General features: G+C 65.4%; 17 protein-coding genes. 14 read left to right on the plus strand and 3 right to left on the minus strand.

Going from position 1 to position 19,788, the window contains the following annotated elements; all coding sequences use genetic code 11:
* The first annotated feature begins 10 nt into the window (after positions 1–10).
* From HDC35_RS14865 to HDC35_RS14890, 6 genes are read left to right on the plus strand one after another with little or no spacing between them, the layout of a single operon-like run.
* Positions 11–1,153: a dipeptidase gene (locus tag HDC35_RS14865; RefSeq protein ID WP_184648166.1), complete on the plus strand. Its 1,143-nt coding sequence runs from the start codon at positions 11–13 to the stop codon at positions 1,151–1,153.
* 4 nt (positions 1,154–1,157) lie between these two features.
* A complete protein-coding gene (locus tag HDC35_RS14870) occupies positions 1,158–3,467 on the plus strand; it encodes a TonB-dependent receptor (protein WP_184648167.1) in 2,310 nt (769 codons plus the stop codon).
* Between the two features lie 18 nt (positions 3,468–3,485).
* Entirely contained in the window at positions 3,486–4,526 is a 1,041-nt protein-coding gene (locus tag HDC35_RS14875) for a DUF1611 domain-containing protein (protein WP_184648168.1), read from the plus strand.
* A complete protein-coding gene (locus tag HDC35_RS14880; protein WP_184648169.1) occupies positions 4,523–5,671 on the plus strand; it encodes a hypothetical protein in 1,149 nt (382 codons plus the stop codon). Before HDC35_RS14875 ends, HDC35_RS14880 begins: the two co-directional genes overlap by 4 nt.
* On the plus strand, positions 5,668–7,239 hold the full coding sequence (locus HDC35_RS14885; protein ID WP_184648170.1) for a serine hydrolase: 1,572 nt from the start codon (positions 5,668–5,670) through the stop codon (positions 7,237–7,239). The genes HDC35_RS14880 and HDC35_RS14885 overlap by 4 nt, the downstream gene beginning before the upstream one ends.
* A complete protein-coding gene (locus tag HDC35_RS14890) occupies positions 7,236–8,417 on the plus strand; it encodes a dipeptidase (protein ID WP_184648171.1) in 1,182 nt (393 codons plus the stop codon). The genes HDC35_RS14885 and HDC35_RS14890 overlap by 4 nt, the downstream gene beginning before the upstream one ends.
* Positions 8,418–8,445: 28 nt before the next feature.
* On the opposite strand, the gene HDC35_RS14895 is transcribed toward HDC35_RS14890, so the two are convergent.
* Genes HDC35_RS14895 through HDC35_RS14905 form a run of 3 tightly spaced genes read right to left on the minus strand, consistent with a single transcriptional unit; the run spans position 8,446 to position 9,780 of the window.
* Positions 8,446–8,667, minus strand: a complete 222-nt coding sequence (locus HDC35_RS14895; RefSeq protein ID WP_184648172.1) for a hypothetical protein — start codon at positions 8,665–8,667, stop codon at positions 8,446–8,448.
* 49 nt (positions 8,668–8,716) lie between these two features.
* Entirely contained in the window at positions 8,717–9,232 is a 516-nt protein-coding gene (locus HDC35_RS14900; RefSeq protein WP_184648173.1) for a sigma-70 family RNA polymerase sigma factor, read from the minus strand.
* Positions 9,226–9,780 carry a M23 family metallopeptidase gene (locus HDC35_RS14905; RefSeq protein WP_184648174.1) on the minus strand — a complete coding sequence of 185 codons (555 nt, stop codon included), beginning with the start codon at positions 9,778–9,780 and terminating at the stop codon, positions 9,226–9,228. Before HDC35_RS14905 ends, HDC35_RS14900 begins: the two co-directional genes overlap by 7 nt.
* 264 nt (positions 9,781–10,044) lie before the next feature.
* Here HDC35_RS14905 and HDC35_RS14910 point away from each other — a divergent pair, with 264 nt between their 5' ends.
* The 8 genes from HDC35_RS14910 to HDC35_RS14945 are packed head-to-tail and all read left to right on the plus strand — an operon-like array spanning position 10,045 to position 19,788.
* Positions 10,045–10,857: an aldolase/citrate lyase family protein gene (locus HDC35_RS14910; protein WP_184648175.1), complete on the plus strand. Its 813-nt coding sequence runs from the start codon at positions 10,045–10,047 to the stop codon at positions 10,855–10,857.
* Complete coding sequence (locus HDC35_RS14915; RefSeq protein ID WP_260397774.1) at positions 10,838–11,698, plus strand: inositol monophosphatase family protein; 861 nt, start codon at positions 10,838–10,840, stop codon at positions 11,696–11,698. The genes HDC35_RS14910 and HDC35_RS14915 overlap by 20 nt, the downstream gene beginning before the upstream one ends.
* On the plus strand, positions 11,691–13,553 hold the full coding sequence (locus HDC35_RS14920; RefSeq protein WP_184648176.1) for an SLBB domain-containing protein: 1,863 nt from the start codon (positions 11,691–11,693) through the stop codon (positions 13,551–13,553). The genes HDC35_RS14915 and HDC35_RS14920 overlap by 8 nt, the downstream gene beginning before the upstream one ends.
* Complete coding sequence (locus HDC35_RS14925) at positions 13,550–14,677, plus strand: capsule biosynthesis protein (protein WP_184648177.1); 1,128 nt, start codon at positions 13,550–13,552, stop codon at positions 14,675–14,677. Before HDC35_RS14920 ends, HDC35_RS14925 begins: the two co-directional genes overlap by 4 nt.
* Complete coding sequence (locus HDC35_RS14930) at positions 14,674–15,657, plus strand: glycosyltransferase family 2 protein (protein ID WP_184648178.1); 984 nt, start codon at positions 14,674–14,676, stop codon at positions 15,655–15,657. The genes HDC35_RS14925 and HDC35_RS14930 overlap by 4 nt, the downstream gene beginning before the upstream one ends.
* Entirely contained in the window at positions 15,654–16,958 is a 1,305-nt protein-coding gene (locus HDC35_RS14935; protein WP_184648179.1) for a hypothetical protein, read from the plus strand. Before HDC35_RS14930 ends, HDC35_RS14935 begins: the two co-directional genes overlap by 4 nt.
* The gene (locus HDC35_RS14940; RefSeq protein ID WP_184648180.1) at positions 16,955–17,968 is read left to right on the plus strand and encodes an NAD(P)-dependent oxidoreductase; all 1,014 of its coding nucleotides are present in this window, start codon (positions 16,955–16,957) and stop codon (positions 17,966–17,968) included. The genes HDC35_RS14935 and HDC35_RS14940 overlap by 4 nt, the downstream gene beginning before the upstream one ends.
* Positions 17,965–19,788, plus strand: coding sequence for a thiamine pyrophosphate-binding protein (locus HDC35_RS14945; RefSeq protein ID WP_260397775.1), 1,824 nt, complete (start codon positions 17,965–17,967; stop codon positions 19,786–19,788). The genes HDC35_RS14940 and HDC35_RS14945 overlap by 4 nt, the downstream gene beginning before the upstream one ends.

A 19,788-nucleotide genomic window follows, 5' to 3' on the forward strand; every position in this document is an offset into this window, starting at 1 on the left:
GGAGGCTGGAATGACGTCGTCATTCCCGATGACGCGCCGTGCGGCACTCGCGGGCGCGGCCGGGGTCGCTTTGTCTGCGCCGATGGTGGGCCGCGGGGCCTATGCCTTCGCGGCGGCGCCGACGAAGGCCTATTCGCGCCGCGCCGTCGACCTCGTTGCCTCGTCGCTGGTCATCGACATGCTGGCGCCGCTCAAAATCACCATGTCGCCGGACTATGTCGCGCACCGGCTGACCGATGCCGAGGCCGCCGAGTTCCGGGCGTCGGGCATCACCGGCTTTCACAACGCCTATGGCCTCGGCGGCCCCGATGCGAAGCAGCAGGCGCTCGAATTTCTTGCCGGGTGGCAGGGTTTCGCCGGGCGCAACAGCCATGTCTTCACGCTCGTCGACGGCGTCGCCGATCTCGACCGCGCCAAGGCGGAAAAGAAATGCGCGGTCATCATGGGCATCCAGAATGCCGAGCATTTCGATAAGGTCGAGGACGTCGCGCTGTTCCGCCGCCTCGGCCTCCGCTGCGCCCAGCTCACCTACAACAGCCAGAACCGGATCGGATCGGGCAGCACCGAGCGCGTCGACGGCGGGGTCAGCGATTACGGCGCGGCGATCATCGCCGAAATGGAAAAGCAGAAGATGCTCGTCGACGTCTCGCATTGCGGCGACAGGACGACGTTGGACGCGATCGCCATCGCGAAGGGCCCGGTCGCGATCACCCACAGCAATGCCCGCGCGCTGGTCGATCATCCGCGCGTCAAGACCGACGAGGCAATCGAGGCGCTCGCCGCAAAGGGCGGGGTGATGGGTATCACCGGCGTGCGCATGTTCGTGCGAACGAGCGACCCCACCAATGTCGGGCACATGGCCGACCATATCGACCATGTCGCCAAGCTTGTCGGCATCGACCATGTGGGGATTGGCTCGGACGCCGACCTTCACGGTTATGACGACATGAAGCCGGAAGAATATGCCGCGCTCAAGGCCGGCTACAAGGGCAGCTACGCCTTTCGCGACAAGATCGACATCGATGGCTTCGACCATCCTTTGAAGACCTTCGACCTCGTCGAGGAACTCATTCGCCGCAACTATTCGAACGACAATATCCGGGCCGTGCTCGGCGGCAATTTCCGCCGCCTGCTCGCCCAAGTCTGGGGGTAAGACGATGAACAAGGGACTTTTGGTAGCAGCAAGCATGGTCGCGGTGATCGCCGCGATGCCGGTACAGGCGCAGGAAGCGGGCGACGGTGAGGCGCCGAACGAAATCGTCGTGACCGCCCAAAAGCGCGTGCAGACGCTGGCGGAAATCCCGCAGTCGATCTCGGTTGTCGGCGGTGAGCGGCTCGAACAGCAGGCGGCGACCAGCTTCGTCGACTATGCGGCGCTCGTCCCCGGGCTTAGCTTGCAGCAGGCCAATCCCGGCCAAACCCGCATCGTGCTTCGCGGGATCAACACGGGCGGCGCCAGCCCGACCGCCGCCGTCTATGTCGACGATACGCCATTCGGCCCGAGCACCGGCCAAAGCAATGGCGCGGTACTCGCAGGCGATATCGATACATTCGATATCGAGCGGGTCGAAATCCTTCGTGGGCCGCAGGGCACCCTGTATGGCGCCAATTCGCTGGGCGGTCTGCTCAAATTCGTGACGGTCGCGCCGAAGCTTGGAACGTTCGAAGGCCGCGCGCAGGGTGGCGCCGAAATTACCAAGGGCGGCGACACCGGATGGAACGCGAACGGCGTGCTCAACGTGCCGCTGGGTGACACGATAGCGCTGCGGGCAAGCGGCTATTATCGCAAGGCCGGGGGATTTATCGACACGGTCGGCATCGCCCGCGACGATGCCAATGATTATGAAAGTTACGGTGGGCGCGCGTCGCTCTTGTTCAAGCCCGGCGAAGCGCTGTCGGTCCGGCTGACGGCGATCGCGCAAAATATCCGGGCCAACTCGCAGGGAACGTTCGACGCCGACCCCGTAACCCTGGAGCCCTTGGCGACCGATCCCAACAGCGGCGCGTCGACCGCAGGGCGCCTTACCCGCTCGGAGTTTTTTCCCGAGCAGAATAATGTCGATTACCGCCTCTATAATGGAGTCGTCGATTGGGATTTCGGACCTGTTTCGCTCACCTCGGTCACCAGTTACGGCAAGCTGACCCAGCGCCAGATCTACGATGCCAGCTATCAACTCGTTGGCATCGCCGATGCAATTTACGGGGGGCCGGGCGTCCCTCCGCTCGGCACGACATTCCCGGCGCTCGCCGGGCAAAAGAAGTTCACGCAGGAGTTGCGGCTCCAGTCGGCCGACAACGACAGTTTCGAATGGCTCGTCGGCGGCTATTACACACATGAGAAGGGCAGGTTGTTTCAGCGATATCTTCCGTTTGTCCTTTCGACTGGCGAAGCGATCGATCCGACGTTAACGCTTCCGGCGGGACCGAACGGTGCCGACGTCACCTTCCCCAATTTCCTCAGTGCCGAACTCGATTCGACATATAAGGAATATGCCGGCTTCGGCAGCGTGACCTGGCATTTGTCGCCGCGCTTCGACATCACCGCAGGCGGGCGCTACAGCCATAACAAACAGCGAACCAACCAGGTGCTCGACGGATCGCTGCTGTTTTTCTCCGGTGCGACCGTCATCCCCGATATCGTGAACGGAAAATCGTCGGAAAATGTGTTTACCTGGTCGGTCGCGCCTCGTTTCGAACTCAATGACAACACAACGCTCTATGCACGCGTGGCAAAGGGCTATCGCCCCGGTGGGCCCAATGTCGTGCCGCCGGGCGCCGGACCCAATTTCCCTTCGCAATATCGTGCGGACACGCTTGTCAGCTACGAGGCGGGATTCCGTGCCGAAACGGCGGATCGCAGCTTCGCGATTGACGCATCGGTCTATTATCTCGACTGGCGCGATATTCAGGTGCTGGTGACCTATGACACGGCGATCGGCCCGGTTAGCGCCGACGGTAACGGAGACAGCGCCAGCAGCAAGGGTGCGGAAATCACCGCCACCTTGCGTCCGGTGCGGGGACTCGATGTCGTCCTGAACCTTGCCTATAACGACGCCAAGCTCGACCAGGATTTACCGGCCGGCAATGGCGGCTTCGCCGGCGACCGGTTGCCCTATGCGCCCGAATGGGCGGCCAATGTATCGGCGGACTATGAATGGTCGCTGGGCGGCGATCTGGCGGCCTATGTAGGCGGCAGTGTCAGACTCTCGAGCGAGCAACTCACGGATTTCGACGACGCCTATCAGACGACGTTCGGACGGCGATTGACGATCGACGGCCAAGCGGTGGTCGATTTGCGGGCGGGAATTCAGTTCGACCGCTTCAACCTGTCGGTCTATGCCAAGAATCTGACCAACAGTCTGGCTTTGACGAGCGCCGGATCGTTCGGTGCGCGCCCGGGGACGGCGGTGCTGGTCGCTCCCATTCGGCCGCGAACCGTCGGTTTCACCCTCGGTGCAACCTTCTAGGAATTGGGAGTGAGTCTTATGAACGCGCCCACCGGCAGACTGGCCGAAAGCCTGACCCTGCCGCAACCCTATCTGCTGTTCCTCGGCGATACGACCGAGGCGGGCTATGCCAAGACCGCCTTCGGCCTCGCCGACTGGGCCGCCGACCGCTGCGTCGGCGAATATGGGATCGGCGCCTGCTCGGTCAGCGCCGGCCTGCCGCCGCTGTCGCCCGCCGAGGCGCGGGCCGCGGGGGCCCGGTCGCTGGTGATCGGCGTCGCGAACCAGGGCGGTGTCATCGGCGACACTTGGGTCGCGGTGCTCGTCCAGGCGATGGAGGCGGGGCTCGACATCGTCAGCGGACTCCATACCAGATTGACGAGCATCCCGGCGCTGGTCGAGGCGGCGCGGCGCACCGGCCAGCGGCTGATCGACGTTCGCACGCCGCCGCCGTCGATCCCGATCGCCAACGGGCGCAAGCGGAGCGGCAAAAGATTGCTGACCGTCGGCACCGATTGCGCGCTCGGCAAGAAATATACCGCGCTCGCGCTGCACCGCGCGTTTGTGGCGCGCGGTATCGACGCCGACTTTCGTGCGACCGGCCAGACGGGGATCATGATCGCGGGCGGCGGCATGCCGATGGACGCGGTGGTCTCGGATTTCGAGGCCGGCGCGGCGGAAATGCTCAGCCCCGACGCACCCGAGAGCCATTGGGACCTGATCGAAGGGCAGGGGTCGATCTTCAACCCCGCTTACGCCGCGGTGTCGCTTGGCTTGCTGCACGGCAGCCAGCCCGATGTGTTCGTGGTCTGCCACGACCCGGCGCGCACGGTGATCCTCGGGATGGAGAGCTTTGCGCTGCCGAGCATCGAGGAAGTGATCGACCTGACGATCCGCCTCGGCAGCCGCACCAATCCCGCGATCCGCTGCGGCGGGGTGAGCCTCAACACATCGGCCTATGACGCCGATGCGGCCGAGGCGCTGATGGCGGCCGAGCGGCAACGCCTCGGGCTGCCGGTGACCGATCCGATCCGCGGCGGCGCGTCGTTCGATGCGCTCGTGGACAATATTCTCGCATGAGTGTGGGCGAGACGGGCAGCAGGGTGCGGGGTTCCAACTGGTTCCAACGCTTCCTGCTGCCCGGTTTCGCGCTGAAAGCCGTGATCATCGGTGGCGGCTATGCAACCGGGCGCGAACTGGCCGAATATTTCGTGCCGTCCGGGCCGTGGGGCGGACTTGCGGCAATGCTGCTCGCGACCGTCATATGGAGCGTCGTCGCGGCGCTGACATTCGCGCTCGCGCGCAAGCTCGGCGCCTATGATTATCGCGCCTTTTTCGGAGGGCTGCTCGGTCCGGGATGGATCGCGTTCGAAATCGCCTATCTGGTCTTCGTCGTGCTGATCCTCGCCGTGTTCGGCGCCGCTGCCGGCGCCATCGGCGCGGCAACCTTCGGCTGGCCCGAACTCGCAGGGTCGGTGCTGCTCGCACTCGCCATCCTCGGTTTCACCGCCTTCGGCACCGCGCTGGTCGAGACCTTGTTCCAATATGCCTCGATGCTGATCTATGCGGTCTATGCGCTGTTCCTCGTCTTTGCGCTCGCCAGTTTCGGCGGATTGATCGCGAGCGGTTTCGCGAATGCGCCGCCGCCCTCGGGCAATTGGGTGGCTGGCGGCATCACCTATGCGAGCTATAATATCGTCGGCGCGGTCGTCATCCTGCCCGTCCTCCGTCACCTGACGGGCCAGCGCGACGCCGTCGTTGCCGGGCTGATCGCGGGGCCGCTGACGATGCTGCCCGCGATCCTCTTCTTCGTCGCGATGATGGCTTTCTATCCCGCGATCGGCGGCGAGACGCTGCCCTCCGATTTCCTGCTGCGCCAGATGGCGGTGCCGGGCTTTCATGTGCTGTTCCAGCTGATGATCTTCGCCGCGCTGCTCGAAAGCGGCGTCGGCGCCATCCACGCGATCAACGAGCGCGTGTCGGGCGTCGTCGAGGCGCGCGGCCGCCCGCCGCTCGGAACGGGCGCCCGCGCGGCGATCGGCGGCGGCGTGCTGGTCGGTTGCATGTTCGTCGCATCGCGCGTCGGCCTCATCGACCTGATCGCCAGCGGATACCGCTTCCTCGCGTGGCTGTTCCTTGGCGTGTTCGTGCTGCCCTTGCTCACCGTCGGCATCTGGCGCCTGCTGCGCCCCGCACCCGCTCCCCCAATGGAGGCCCTGTCATGAAACGCTTGCTTGCCCTGTCGCTGATGCTGTCCGTCGCCATGCCGGCATGGGCCGACCCACCCGCCGACATTGTCGAAAGCGTCGAGGCGTTGCGGCAGAAGGTCGGCGCGCCGGGCGTCTCGATCGCGATCGTCGAGGACGGCAAAACGACGCTTTCGCGCGGCTGGGGGGTACGCAAGCTCGGAGATCGGGCGCCGGTCGATGCGCAGACGATCTTCCAGACCGGATCGACGGGCAAGGCGATGACCGCCGCCGCGCTCGCGGTGCTCGTCGACGAGGGCAAGATTGGATGGGACGATCCCGTCATCCGGCATATGCCATGGTTCCGCATGTATGATCCGTGGGTCACGCGCGAAATCACGATCCGCGACCTGCTCGTCCACCGTAGCGGGCTCGGGCTGGGGCAGGGCGACCTGATGTTCGTGCCGCGCACGCACTTGACGCGCAAGCAGACCGTCGAGCGCGTGGCTCATCTCAAGCCCAAGACGAGTTTTCGCTCGGCCTATGCCTATGACAATATCCTCTATGCCGTCGCTGGCCAGCTGATCGAAGAGGTCACCGGCCAGACATGGGAGGACTTCATCCGCGCGCGCGTTTTGCGCGCGGGGGGAATGAAGAATGCGACGAGCGACAGCGAGGACCGCTTCCGCATTCCCAACCGTTCATGGCCCCACGCGCGGCTATCGGGGGCGCTGCGCGGCCTTGGTCCGCAGGCGGCGCTCGACGAGCGCGACGAACTCGGCCGCAACGGCGCGCCGGCAGGCGGGCTCGCGCTCAGCGCCAACGACATGGCGGCGTGGCTCAAGATCCAGCTCGCGCATGGCGCGCTGCCGAACGGGAAACGGTTGTTCAGCGAGGAGCAGGCGGCCGAAATGTGGGCGCCGGTCACCCCCATGCCGATCACGCCGCTTCCCGACGGCCTCAAGCCCGCGCAGCCGACGCAGCAGGCCTATGCGCTCGGCTGGCAGGTGCAGGATTATCGCGGCCACCGTATCATCCAGCACGGCGGCGGCGTCTTCGGGTCGATCACGCGCGTCGTGATGATCCCCGACAGACAAGTCGGCTTCGCGATCATGATGAACAGCGAGGACAGCGGCATGCTCCTCGGCCTCACCTATGACCTGCTCGACCATTATCTCGACCAGGGCGACTATGGCTGGATCGCGAAATGGGAAGACTGGTATCAGGCACGGCTCGCGGACGGGGCCCAATTCCTGAAGCAGTCGAAGGCGTCGCCGGCGCAGAGCGGTCCCTCGCTCGCGCCGGCGCGCTACGCGGGCCGCTACCGCGATCCCTGGTATGGCGATGTCGTGATCGGCGCGGACGAAAAGGGGCTGACGATCGACTTCACCTCGACGCCGCGGATGGCGGGACGGCTCGAGCATTGGCAATATGACAGCTTCGTCACCAAATTCGACGATCCGGCGATCGAGCCCGCCTACGTCACCTTCGCGCTCGACGCCGACGGCAAGGTGACGGGCGTGACGATGAAGGCCGTGAGCAAGATCGCCGATTTCAGCTGGGATTATCACGATCTCGACCTGAAACCCGTGGAGGACAAGAAGTGAAGCGCATCGCAATCCTGCTGACGGCCACCGCGCTATCCGCCTGCTCGAACGGCGGCGAGCAGCCGAAGGCATCGCTCGAAGCGCCGCTGCACAGCCGGATGCTCGTGCTCGATACCCACCTCGACACGCCGCTCCATTTCGAGCGCGCGGGCTGGAGCTTCGCCGATCGCCACGCGCTCGCCGACGACATGGCGCAGCTCGATATCCCGCGGATGAAGGACGGCAATCTCGATGGCGGCTTCTTCGCCATCTATACCGATCAGGGCCCCCTGACCGCGAAGGGCTATGCCGATGCACTGACTTTCGCGCGGGGACGATCCGATCTGATCGACCGCACCATCGCCAAATATCCCGACGCCATCGCCCCCGCATTGACGGCGGCCGATGCGCTGCGGCTGAACAAGGAGGGCAAGCTGATCGCCTTCAAATCGATGGAGAACAGCTATCCGCTCGGCGAGGATCTGTCGCTGCTCAACGAGTTCTACGACAAGGGTCTGCGCCTCGCCGGGCCGGTGCATTCGAAGGACAACCAGTTCGCCGACAGCGCGACGGGCGAGGGACGCTGGAAGGGACTGAGCCCGCTCGGTAAGCAGTGGGTCGCGGAGATGAACCGCCTCGGCATCGTCATCGATGCGAGCCATTCGTCCGACGCGGCGTTCGACCAGATGCTCGAATTATCGAAATATCCGATCCTGCTTTCGCACTCGAGCCTGCGTTCTTCATTCGATCATCCACGCAACCTCGACGAAGCGCGGCTGAAGGCCCTTGCCGCGAAGGGCGGCGCGATGTGCATCTCGACGATCTTCATGTCGCCGATGAACATGTCGCCCGCGCGCGGCGAGCTGTTCGGCAAATATGAGCGCATCGGGACGCTGTCGCCCGCCGAGCAGACGGACCTCAACCGCCAGTGGCGCGAACTCGACAAGACCGAAAAATTGTGGGCGGCCGATTTCGACGCCTATATGAAGATGGTGCTGCGCGCGATCGAGGTGGGCGGGGTCGACCATATCTGTTTCGGCGCCGACTGGGACGGCGGCGGCGGCCTGCCGGGCATCGAGGATATTTCGGCGCTGCCCAAGGTGACCGAGCGGCTGAAGGCCGCGGGCTATTCCGACGCCGACATCGAAAAAATGTGGAGCGGCAACATCCTGCGCGTGCTTGCCGCGCAGGGGAAATAGCTCGCGGCGCGACACAACGCGGGCTGGATCAGCTCCGCCGTTGGTGCGGATCGTCCCTGGTCGCCTGCGCCTTTGCCAGCGTCGCGGCGGCCCATTCATCATCCTCGACCGCAGCTTCATATGCGGCAAGATGCGCCGGGCTCAGTTCCAGCCATGCGGACAGTTCATCCCACGCGTCGAAAGCGGGATCGGCGACGCGCATCGCCCATAGTCGGGCGGCTTCGATAAGTTCGGATTGATGCGTCGTCATGCCCTTCCCCTGTTATGCGGGGTCCTATGGCATGACGAAACCCCAACGGCTATTCCGTATTCAGTTTTGTCCGGAGCTCGGCGAGCATCCGATACGCCTTCTGCAAGTCCTTTTCGACCGAGCTCAGGCTTATTCCGAGTTCGCTCGCGATGTCGGCCTGTCCGACGCCGTCGAGGCGATAGCGCCGGAATATATGATCGACGCGCGAACCGAGCGCGGCGAGGGCCGACTGGACTTGCTGCAATTGTTCGCGCGCGACCAGAACGCGCTCGCCGGCGGGCGTGTCTTCCGGGGCATCGCCCATCGCCTGCCAGTCGAATTGCCTTTTTTCGCGGCTGGAGGTCGCGCGCCGGATGTCGCGCATATGATTTTCGGCCGCGCGAAACAGATAGGATATTGGATCGGCGACGGGACGCTCGGGCGCCGACGCGATTTTCTGCCACAGGTCGTGGAGTACATCCTCTGCCTCATGACCCGCGCCGCGCGCCGCAAGGAAACGCAGCAACCGGCTGCGTTCGTTGAGCAAGGTCGCGTGCAGCCCGCTGCTGCCCGCCTGCGCTACCATTGTCGCGCGCCTTTGATCTCGCCGGATCTTGCGGAGGCCCGGCGCCGCGCGAAGTCGGAGATATGCGGCCCTGTATCGACGGTCGCCAGTCGCATCGACGACAGCGGCGACGACGGAACGAGGAGCGGGGTGGGATCGGTCGCTCGTCCGTGCCGCCGCACCTCGAAATGCAGGTGGCTGCCGGTGGACCGTCCGGTCGACCCCATCAGCGCGATCGCCTGGCGCTGGCCGACGGTCTCGCCGACACGCACGAGCAGGCGTGACAAATGCGCATAGCGCGTGCGAAGGCCACCGCCATGGTCGAGTTCGACCATCTGGCCATAGCTGCCCGCAGGCCCCGCGAAAGCGACAAGGCCGCCGCTCGACGCAAGAACGGGAGTGCCGAGCGGGCCCGGAATGTCGAGCCCGTAATGCATTCGGCCGACGCCGCGGATGGGGTCGCTGCGATAACCGAAATGCGACGAGAGCTTGGGCAATGTCGCGGGCTTGGGTGTTGTACGCATACCGGTCGGCGCCGGTTTGACCTCGGGCGCCGACCAATCGGTCATCCGTGCCCGAAAGGCTTCACTGTCGCCGCCAGGAAGCGTCGATTGCCCCGCGGCCGGGCCGATTCCGGCCGTGCAGGCACAGCCTAGCGCAAGCAACGGGTATAGGGCGGAGCGTACGGGCATGCGCTCATAAGACGGAGCCCGCCCGGCGCGCCCTTGGTGGTGTGCGCAAAAAAAATTGTCGTCGAAAATCCTTACGGAAACGGGCTTCTCCCTTCGTCTCTGACCATAGCACTAGCCTTTCTGGATCGAAGGAGACGGACGATGAATTCCACGGAGCACCGCATGCTCGACATGCTCAAAAAGGGGCGGGACCATTATGGCGTGGTTGCGGTTAAAGCCGAATTCGAGGCCGAAGGCACGCGTCCCGACGAACTGCTCCGCCTGCTCGAATTGACGTGCCGCGCGGACCTCAAGCTGGCGCTCAAGATCGGTGGCTGCGAAGCCGTTTCCGACCTCCATGCGTCCAGACTTTATGGCGCCGACTATATCATCGCCCCGATGGTCGAGACCCCTTACGCACTTTCAAAATTCATCGACGCGAGCGCCAAGGTCTACGGTGCCGGCCGCGACGGCACGCAGATGCTGTTCAATCTCGAAACCGAAACGACGCTGGCCAATCTCGATGCGATGTTGCCCCTCGCGGCTGACGGGATCGACGGCATCGTCTTCGGCCGCGTCGATTTCACCCTGTCCCGCGGCCTGCCGCGCAGTGCGATCAACGACCGCGCGATCACCGAGGCGGTGCTGCGCGTCGCTCAGGCATGCGCGGACCGCGACCTCGAACTCGTCGTCGGCGGCTCGGTCGCGGTCGAAGCGGCGCCCGCCCTGCGTGAAATCCGAGCGGTGCGGCTTGATCGTTTTGAAACGCGCAAGGTCGTTTTCGACGGTGCAGCAGTGGAAAGCGCGAATTTCGAGGCGGGAATCGCGAATGCCGTCGCCTTCGAGCTCGACTGGCTGAAGAACAAGCGCGACTATTACCGCAGCCTCGCCGACGAGGATCAGGCACGTATCCGCATGATCGAGGAGCGCGGCGCGGTCGCCAAGCGCGGTCATCTTGCAAGCGTCGCCGCCTGATACGATGTTCGGCGAACAGGTTTCGATATTGATGCGCGAGGTCGCGGCCGACGTGGTCATGCCGCGCTTCCGCTCGCTCGCCCCCGGCGAAGTCGCCGAAAAGACGCCCGGCGAAATCGTCACCGTCGCCGATCGCGAGGCCGAGGCGCGGTTGTATGCGGGGCTCGCGGCGTTGGACGCCGGTGCCCGCATCGTCGGCGAGGAAGCGGTCAGCCGCGATCCGGGGCTGCTCGACGGCGTCGGCGACGGGCGGGTCTGGCTGATCGACCCGCTCGACGGCACCGCCAATTTCGCTGCCGGGCGCTTCCCCTTTGGCATGATGATCGCGCTTGTCGAAGATGGCGAGCCGATCGAAGGCTGGATATTCGACCCGCCCAGCGGCCGGCTTTGTCATGCGCGGCGCGGGCATGGCGCGACCTGCGACGGCCAGCCAGTGCCCGTATCGGGTCCCCGCAGCCGCCGCTTGCCGCCCCGCGCGGCCCTCGGTTCGCATTTCCTCGAACCCGACCGGCGCGCGGCGTTGCATGCGTTCGCCGCGCGGACGCTCGACGTCCAGCCCGTGCCGCGCTGTGCCGCCGAAAGCTATGTCCGGCTGGTGCTGGGACAGGACGATATTGCGCTGTTTCAGCGCATCCTGCCTTGGGATCATGCCGCCGGTGCGCTGTTCCTGACAGAAGCGGGCGGCAAGATCACCCATTGGGACTGCACGCCCTATCGCGTCGGCGGTTCCGGCAAGGGCGTGCTCGCGGCCGCCGACGCCAAGCTGTGGCACCTGGCGTCGGGTCTTGTTCGCGATCCGGTCGCCGGGCTGGTCGGCCGGGAGGACAATCTTCATGCGTAAAGGTTGGACGCGCGCGGCGGGATTATTTGCTGCGTCCTTGTCGCTTGCGGTGCCGTCGGCGGCACAACTTGCGGTGCCGGTCGAGCCGGCCGCGCAGGGCGACGTCGCCCAGCGCCGCGCCGCCGAGCAGCTTGCGGTTTCGCCCATCGACGTCCCCGCGATCGCGCCTGCCGTTCTCGACGGCGAAGCGCCGCAGCAACCCGAACCGCGCAGGAAAGCGGGCCCCGAGCAGGATCCGGCCGATGCGCCGCCGCCGCCCAGCGAATTCGAAACCTATGTGTCGACGCTCACGGGCGAACCGCTGCGCCGTTTCGGTTCGGAACTGCTCGTGCCTTCGGCGCGCGATTTCACTGCGCCGCCGACGACCGCCATCCCGCCCGATTACCGGATCAACCCGGGTGACGAACTGCTTCTCGGCATGACCGGATCGGTGCAGGCATCGGGGCTTCGGCTTGTCGTCGATGGCGAGGGGCGCATTTTCGTCCCACGTGTCGGTGCGATCGTCGTCGGCGGGGTGCGTTATGGCGACCTGCATGGCGTGATAGAGCGGCAAGTGTCGCGCCAATACCGGGGTTTCAGTCTCGAGGTTATGATCGGGCGCCAGCACGGCATCACCGTCTATGTCACGGGTTTCGCCGCGCGCCCTGGTTCCTATACGGCAAGCAGCCTGTCGACTCTCGTCAACGCCGTCCTCGCGGCGGGTGGTCCGGCGGCCGGTGGCAGCTTCCGTTCGATCCAGCTCCGGCGTGGGGGAAAGCTGGTTTCGGACTTCGATCTTTATGATCTGCTCCTGAAAGGCGACAAGCGCGGCGACGCGGTGCTTCAGAACGGCGACGTCATCTATATCGCGCCCGTCGGCGAAGAGGTTGCGGTGATCGGAAGCGTCAACCGGCAAGCGATTTTCGAGCTCGCGCCCGGCGAAACGCTGACCGACGCGATCCTTTATGCCGGGGGCGTCAACAGCGTCGCCGACAACAGCCGGCTGATGGTACTCAACGGCGTGAGCGGCGGCGATGCCGGCTGGCGCGAAGTGTCGGCGAGCGATGCGGGGACGACGCAGGCCCGGCGCGGCGATGTCGTGCGCGTGCTCTCGCACGTCGGCATTGCGCGGCCGCTGCGCCAGCAGCCGGTGTTGGTTACGCTGAGCGGCGAAATCGCGCGCCCTGGCCGATATTATGTCCAGCCGGGAACGCGAATGGCCGATCTCGTCGCAGAGGCGGGCGGGTTGACCGCCGAAGCCTTTCCCTATGCCAGCGTGATCACGCGCGAGAGCGTCAAGCATCAGCAGCGGCTGAGTTACGATCGCGCAATCGACGATGTCGAACTCCTGCTTGCCGCACAGCCGGTCACATCGGTCAACCGGGCGCAACTCGCGCAGCCGGGGAATATCGCGCTGATCAACAGCATTATCGACCAACTCCGCCGCCGCGAACCCGACGGCCGGTTGGTCTTCGATCTGCCGGTTGAAGCGGTGTCGCTTCCGGACGACCTGATCCTCGAAAACAATGACGTCGTGCATATTCCCGCGCGGCCGGTAACGGTGGGTGTGTTCGGTGCCGTGCCGAGCCCGGCCTCCTTCGCTTGGCGCGACGGCGCGCAGGTCGGCGATTTCGTAAAGAGGGCGGGCGGCGTCCAGAAGATCGGCGACAAGAGCGAAATATTCGTCGTGCGGGCCAACGGCACCCTGCTGGCGGGCGGCAAGCGTGCGCTTCGCGCGCCAGCGCTGCCCGGCGACCTCGTCTATGTGCCGATCGACGCCGATCGTGGCGAGTTCTGGGCGCGGCTGCGCGATATCACCGGTACGCTGTTCAGCGGGCTGGTCGGGGCAGCATCGATCGCGGCGATTTCGAAATGAGCCCCGCCGACGCGGTCCGCCGACGCGCCGCCGCTTTCGTCGCCGATCCGGGCATGCGCCGCCGCGCCTACGCGCTCGCGGTGCTGGTCCTCGCGCTGCTGACCGTCTTTCCACAGCCTTATGTCGCCCGCGCCAAGCTGTTGCCGCAGGACAATAACAGCATCGGCCTCGGATCGATGATGAACGCGCTCGGCGGGCAGTTGCAAGGGTTCGCATCGCTGTTCGGCGGCGCCAAGCAGCAGACCGACATGTATCTGGCGGTTGGGCGCAGCGGCGAAGTGAGCGGCGCAGTGATCCGCAAGCTCAAGCTCGTCGGCCCGGGCGGCTATTCGTCGACGACCGGCGCCCGTGTCGCGCTCGCGAAAAAGGTCGATGTCCATTCGCTGACCGGCGGCATCATCGAAGTCGAGGTGCGCACCCGCGACAAGGAGGAGGCCGAGGCGCTGACGCGCGCCTATGTCGACGCGATCAGCGATCGTATCGTTGCGCTGGGCAAGGACCGCGTCGAGCGCAAGCGCGCGATCGTGTCGCAGCGGTTCAAGGAAGCCGCCGACCGCGTCGTCGCCACCGAAAAGGCGCTCAACGATTTCCGCCGCCGCAACCGCCTCGCCGAACCGCAGGCCGAACTCGGCGCGGCGCTGTCGGTGCGTGCGGGGCTCGAGGCGCGATTGCAGGCGAAGCAGGTCGAACTGCAGACGCTGCAGAAGTTTCAGGGCCCGGAAAATCCGCAATTGATGGCGGTTCAGTCCGAAGTCGCGGCGCTTCGTTCGCAGGTTGCGCGCAGCGCTGAGGCGGGCACGGGCCCCGCCGGCCCCAATGTCGCCGGGCTTGGCGAAGTGTCGGGCGAATATCTCGACCGCTATCGCGACTATCGCTTCGCTCAGGCGCTTTACGACGTGTATGCGCGCTCGTCGGAGGAGGTGGCGGTCGAAACGCTCGCCGGCGAGACAGCGGCGAATGTGCAGATATTGGAGGCGCCGCGCCTCGATGCCGACCGCAAATATAATATCGCCGCCGCCGCGCTGCTCGCGCTCGCTGTCCTCGCGGCACTGTTCACCGAAATCTATGCGCCCGCGACCGGCCTCCGCCTGTTCGCGGGAGGCAGCAAGGACGCAGCGGCGTGACGTTGGCACCCGGCGAACCCGAACTGTCCGTCGTCATTCCCTGCTTCAACGAGGCGCAGAATGTCGCGGCGATCTGCGCGGCGGTGACGGCGGAGGCGGACAGTCATGCGCAAAGTCACGAGATCATCCTGATCGACAATGGCTCGACCGACGGCACGCGCACGATCATGCGCAACCTGTGCGCCGCCGACCCGCGCATTCGGGCGATCTTCAACAACCGCAATTACGGCCAGATGCGTTCGCCAACCTACGGCCTCTACCAGGCAGAGGGCCGCGCCGTCATCGGCATGTGCGCCGATTTTCAGGATCCGCCCGCTTTGATCGGCGAATTCCTGCGCAAATGGCGCGGCGGGGCGCAGGTCGTGCTGGGGCAGCGCCGGTCGGAAAAGGCGTCGCTGCTGCTGCGTGCCCTCCGCCACATCGGCTATGGCTTCCTCGCCCGTTTCGGCGACTACCCGGTCATCCCCGGCGCAACGGGTTTCGGCCTGTTCGACCGCGAGGTCATCGATACGCTCGCCGCGTGGAACGAGCCCGAGCCCTTCTTCCGCGGCATGGTCGTCGAAAGCGGGTTCCGGCTGGCGCTGGTGCCCTTCGACCGGCCTCGACGCGCGGCGGGTGAGAGCAAGAACGGCATCGCCGCGCTCGCTTCTTTCGCGCTGTCGGGGCTCGCGGGTTCGGCCAAGTCGCTATTGCGCCTGCCATTGTTCCTGTCGCTTTACGTCGGCCTGTTCGCATTTGCGCTTCTGTTCGCGGCGCCGGTTGCGTTCGCGGTCGATGGCCCGGTCTGGGTCTTGCTTGCGCTCGCGCTGGGGCTGGGGCTTTTCGCCGCGCTTTTGCTCTTCCTCGGCCTGATCGGCGAGCAGGTGCGGATGCTCGCCGAGCGCAGCCGTAACGTGCCGCTGGTTATCGAGCAGGAGCGGATCAATTTCCCGGTCGATCGCGCGGGCCCCGCCGCGCGCACGCTCATCCGCCGGCCGTGACCGCGCCGCGCGCCCGCCTGCTGCCGCTCGCCGCGGAAGTGCTGCTCGCGCTCGGCGTGGTTTCCAGCCTGGGCTGGACGCTGCACTTTTTCTTCGAATTCGGATACCTGCCACAGCCGTTCGTGTTCGATACCAACGACACGTTCATGGACTGGTTCAACACCGCCTATTGGGCGAATAATCGGGGAATTTACGACGTGTGGCGGAGCATCTATCCGCCGATGTCCTTCGTTTTCCTCGATGCGACCAGCCTGCCGGGCTGCTATCTACAGTCGCCCTTTCACGCTCGTGACTGCGACTGGCTGGCGCGGACGACGATATATGCCTTCTACGCCGTCGATGTCGGGCTCGCGTGGTTTTGTTTCCGGCGGCTCGACCGCGCGACCGCGCCGATGCGCACGATCGCGATCGGGTTCGGCCTGCCGATGCTGTTCACTGTCGAGCGCGGCAATCTGATCCTCGTCGCCTTCGCCTTTTTCATGGTCGCGCACGGGCCGGTGACCGCGTCGAGGCCGTGGCGCTGGTTCGCTGCCGCCGTGACGATCAATTTCAAGCCCTATCTGGTGCTGCCCGTGCTTGCGTATGCGGTGAAGCGTGACTGGCGGCCCCTCGAAGCCGCCGGGATCGCGACCCTTGCACTCTATCTCGCCACGCTCGCGTTCGTCGGGTCCGGGACGCCGATGGAACTCGCGTCGAACACCGCCAACTGGGTCGTGTTCCAGGGCGCGCAGGTGTGGAACGAGGTCAATTACGCGACCAGCTACGCGCCCTTCATGATGTTTCGCACGCTCGAAATGCCATTGCTGCAATTCGTGCCCTCGCGCCTTGTCGAAACGATCGAGTTTCTGGTGCCGATCGTCATTCGTTCGACCCAGCTCGTCGCGCTGGCCGCGCTCGCCGCGGCGTGGCTCCAGCCGCGGGTGCTGCCCGCCCACCGCCTTGCGGCGATCCTGCTCGGCGCCTATCTCGTCACTCAGTCGCCCGGCGGTTACACCCAATTGTTCCTGCTGTTCCTCGTGTTGATGGAGCGGTGGAACGGCGCGGGGGCGGCCATCGCCATCGTGGCGGCCTATCTCCTCTGCCTTGTCGGCGACTGGCCGCTCGCGACGGTACTCGATGTCACGAGCAACAGCTGGCTGGGCGATCGCTCGGTGACAGCGAGTTTCGGGCTGACCGCCGGGCATTTCATCCGGCCGGGGCTGGTCGTGCTCATCGTGTGGGCGCTCGCGCTCGACAGCATCGTCCGGGTGGCGCGCGCGCATCGCGCCCACCCTCCGTCGCTCGGGCTGGTGCCAGCATGATATTCGACGAAGACCTTTCCGCGATCGATCGTCAACTCGCACCCTATTGGCGCGAACTCGACGGTGCGCGCATCCTCATGACCGGCGGCTCCGGTTTCATCGGTCGCTGGATGCTCGAAGCGCTGGCGCGGTCGGGGGTGGATGCGGACGTCCTGATCCTCAGCCGCGACCCTTCGGGCTTTGCTGCGCGGGCGCCGCATCTGGCACAGCGGTTCGCGTGTCTCGCTGGCGATGTTACCGATTTCGTGCCGCCGCCGGGGCGTTTTTCGCATGTCATCCACGCGGCGACCGATGCGAGCGCCGCGCTCAATGCAAACGATCCGCGCCGCATGTTCGACACGATCGTTTCCGGCACCCGGCGCATTCTCGATCTGGCGGTCGAACGGCAGGTGAGCCGGGTGCTGTTTCTCAGTTCGGGCGCCGTCTATGGTGTCCAGCCGTGGGACGTCGCCCATGTCGCCGAAGATTGGATGGGTGGTCCCGACCCGCGCGATCCGAAATCGGCTTATGGCGAAGGCAAGCGCGCCGCCGAAATGCTCTGCGCCATCTATGGCAAGCAGTTCGGCCTCGACATCGTGACCGCGCGCATTTTTGCCTTGCTGGGCCCGCTGTTGTCGCTCGATATCCATTTTGCGGCGGGCAACTTTATCCGCGACGCGATGGCCGGACGGCCGATCCGCATCGAAAGCGCCGGCACCGCGGTGCGATCCTATCTCTACGCCGCCGATCTCGCCGCCTGGCTGTGGCTCGCGCTGCTGCGTGCGCCGCGCAGCGCGACGTTCAACATGGGGTCGGAGGATGCGGTGTCGATCGCCGACCTGGCGCGGCGCACCGCCGCCGCCCTTGGCGGTCCGGGTGTCGAGATAGCGGGGCAGGCCGATGCCGGCTGGAATCCCGGGCGCTACGTCCCGTCGACCGCGCTGATCCGGAACATGCTCGGCGTCGCGCCGACGGTCTCCCTCGATACGGCGATCCGCCGAACCGCAACTTTTAATGGATGGAAAGAATGAGCCAGATCAAGCTCTCGGACTGGGTCGCGCAGACCCTCGCCGACAAAGGCATCGCCGACATCTTCATGCTCACCGGCGGCGGGGCGATGCACCTCAACCATTCGCTCGGCACGCACCCTGCGCTCACGACCACCTTCACGCATCATGAACAGGCTTTGTCGATGGCAGCGGAGGCCTATTATCGCCTCACGAACCGGCTCGCGGTCGTCAACGTCACCTCGGGCCCAGGCGGCACCAATGCGATCACCGGCGTTTACGGCGCCTTTGTCGATTCGATCGGCATGCTCGTGATCTCGGGACAGGTGAAGACCGAGACGACGGTGCGCCACACCGGTCTGCCGCTGCGCCAATATGGCGACCAGGAACTCGATATCGAGGAACTGGTCCGCCCGATCACCAAATATGCGGCGATGGTCACCGATCCGCGGTCTATCCGCTATCATATCGAAAAGGCGCTCTATCTAGCGACGAGCGGTCGGCCGGGTCCGGTGTGGCTCGACATTCCCCTCGACGTGCAGGCGGCAAAGATTGACCCCGACGACCTCCTCGCCGGCTTCGATCCCGCCGAACTCGACGAGCCCTGGAAAGCCACCGATATCGATGCCGCCGCGGCCGAAATTCTCGCGCGGATCGCCACCGCCGAACGCCCGGTCGTGTTTGCCGGCAGCGGCGTCCGGCTGAGCGGCGCGCACGGAGCCTTCATCGAATTGGTCGATCGGCTCGGCATTCCCGTCGTCACCGGCTGGAACGCGCACGATGCGCTGTGGACCGACCATGCGCTCAACTGCGGCAAGCCCGGTACGGTCGGCGATCGCGGCGGCAATATGGTGACGCAAAGCGCCGACCTGCTGCTCATCCTCGGCAGCCGGCTCAACATCCGGCAGGTCAGCTATAATTGGCAAAGCTTCGCGCGCGCGGCGTGCAAGATCTGGGTCGACATCGACCCGGTCGAACTCGCAAAACCCAATGTCGTGCCCGACATGCCGGTGGTCGCCGATCTTGCCGACCTGATCCCCGCCTTGCTGGCGCAGGATTATGCCGGGCCGACCGCGGCGCACGTCGAATGGCTCGGCTGGGCGCGCGAACGGGTGCGGCGTTTCCCGGCGGTGCTTCCCGAATATCGCGATCACGACCAGCTTGTGCATCCCTATGTCGCGATGGACGAACTGTTTGCACAACTCGGCGAGAAGGATGTGATCGTCACCGGCAACGGCAGCGCGTGCGTGATCGGGTTCCAGGCGGCGCATATTCGTCCCGGACAGCGGCTCTGGACAAATTCGGGCTGCGCGACGATGGGTTACGACCTGCCTGCCGCGATCGGCGTCTGCGCCGCGACCGGGGGTGAACGGCGCGTGATCGCGATCGCCGGCGACGGCAGCATCATGATGAACCTGCAGGAAATGCAGACGATCGCGGGTTACGGCCTGCCGGTGAAGGTCATCCTGATCAACAACAGCGGCTATGTCTCGATCTTCCAGACGCAGCGCAATTTCTTTGCCGGCGTCGAGGTCGGCGGCGGCCCCAAGAGCCACGTCACCTTCCCCGATTTCGGCAAGGTCGCCGCCGCCTTTGGCTTTGCTTATGTCCGCACCGACACGCACGCCGGCCTCGCGGATGCAATCGCGTCGACGCTGGCCGTCGAAGGCCCCGCCATTTGCGAGATCGTCGTCGACGAACATGTGTCCTTTGCGCCGAAACTCGGTGCGAAACAGCATCCCGACGGGCGCATCACCTCGCCCGCGCTCGAGGATCTGTCGCCCTTCCTGCCGCGCGACGTGCTGGCGGACAATATGCGCATTCCGCTGATGGACGAGGATTGA

Source organism: Sphingopyxis sp. JAI128 (assembly GCF_014207235.1).
Taxonomy (GTDB): Bacteria; Pseudomonadota; Alphaproteobacteria; order Sphingomonadales; family Sphingomonadaceae; genus Sphingopyxis.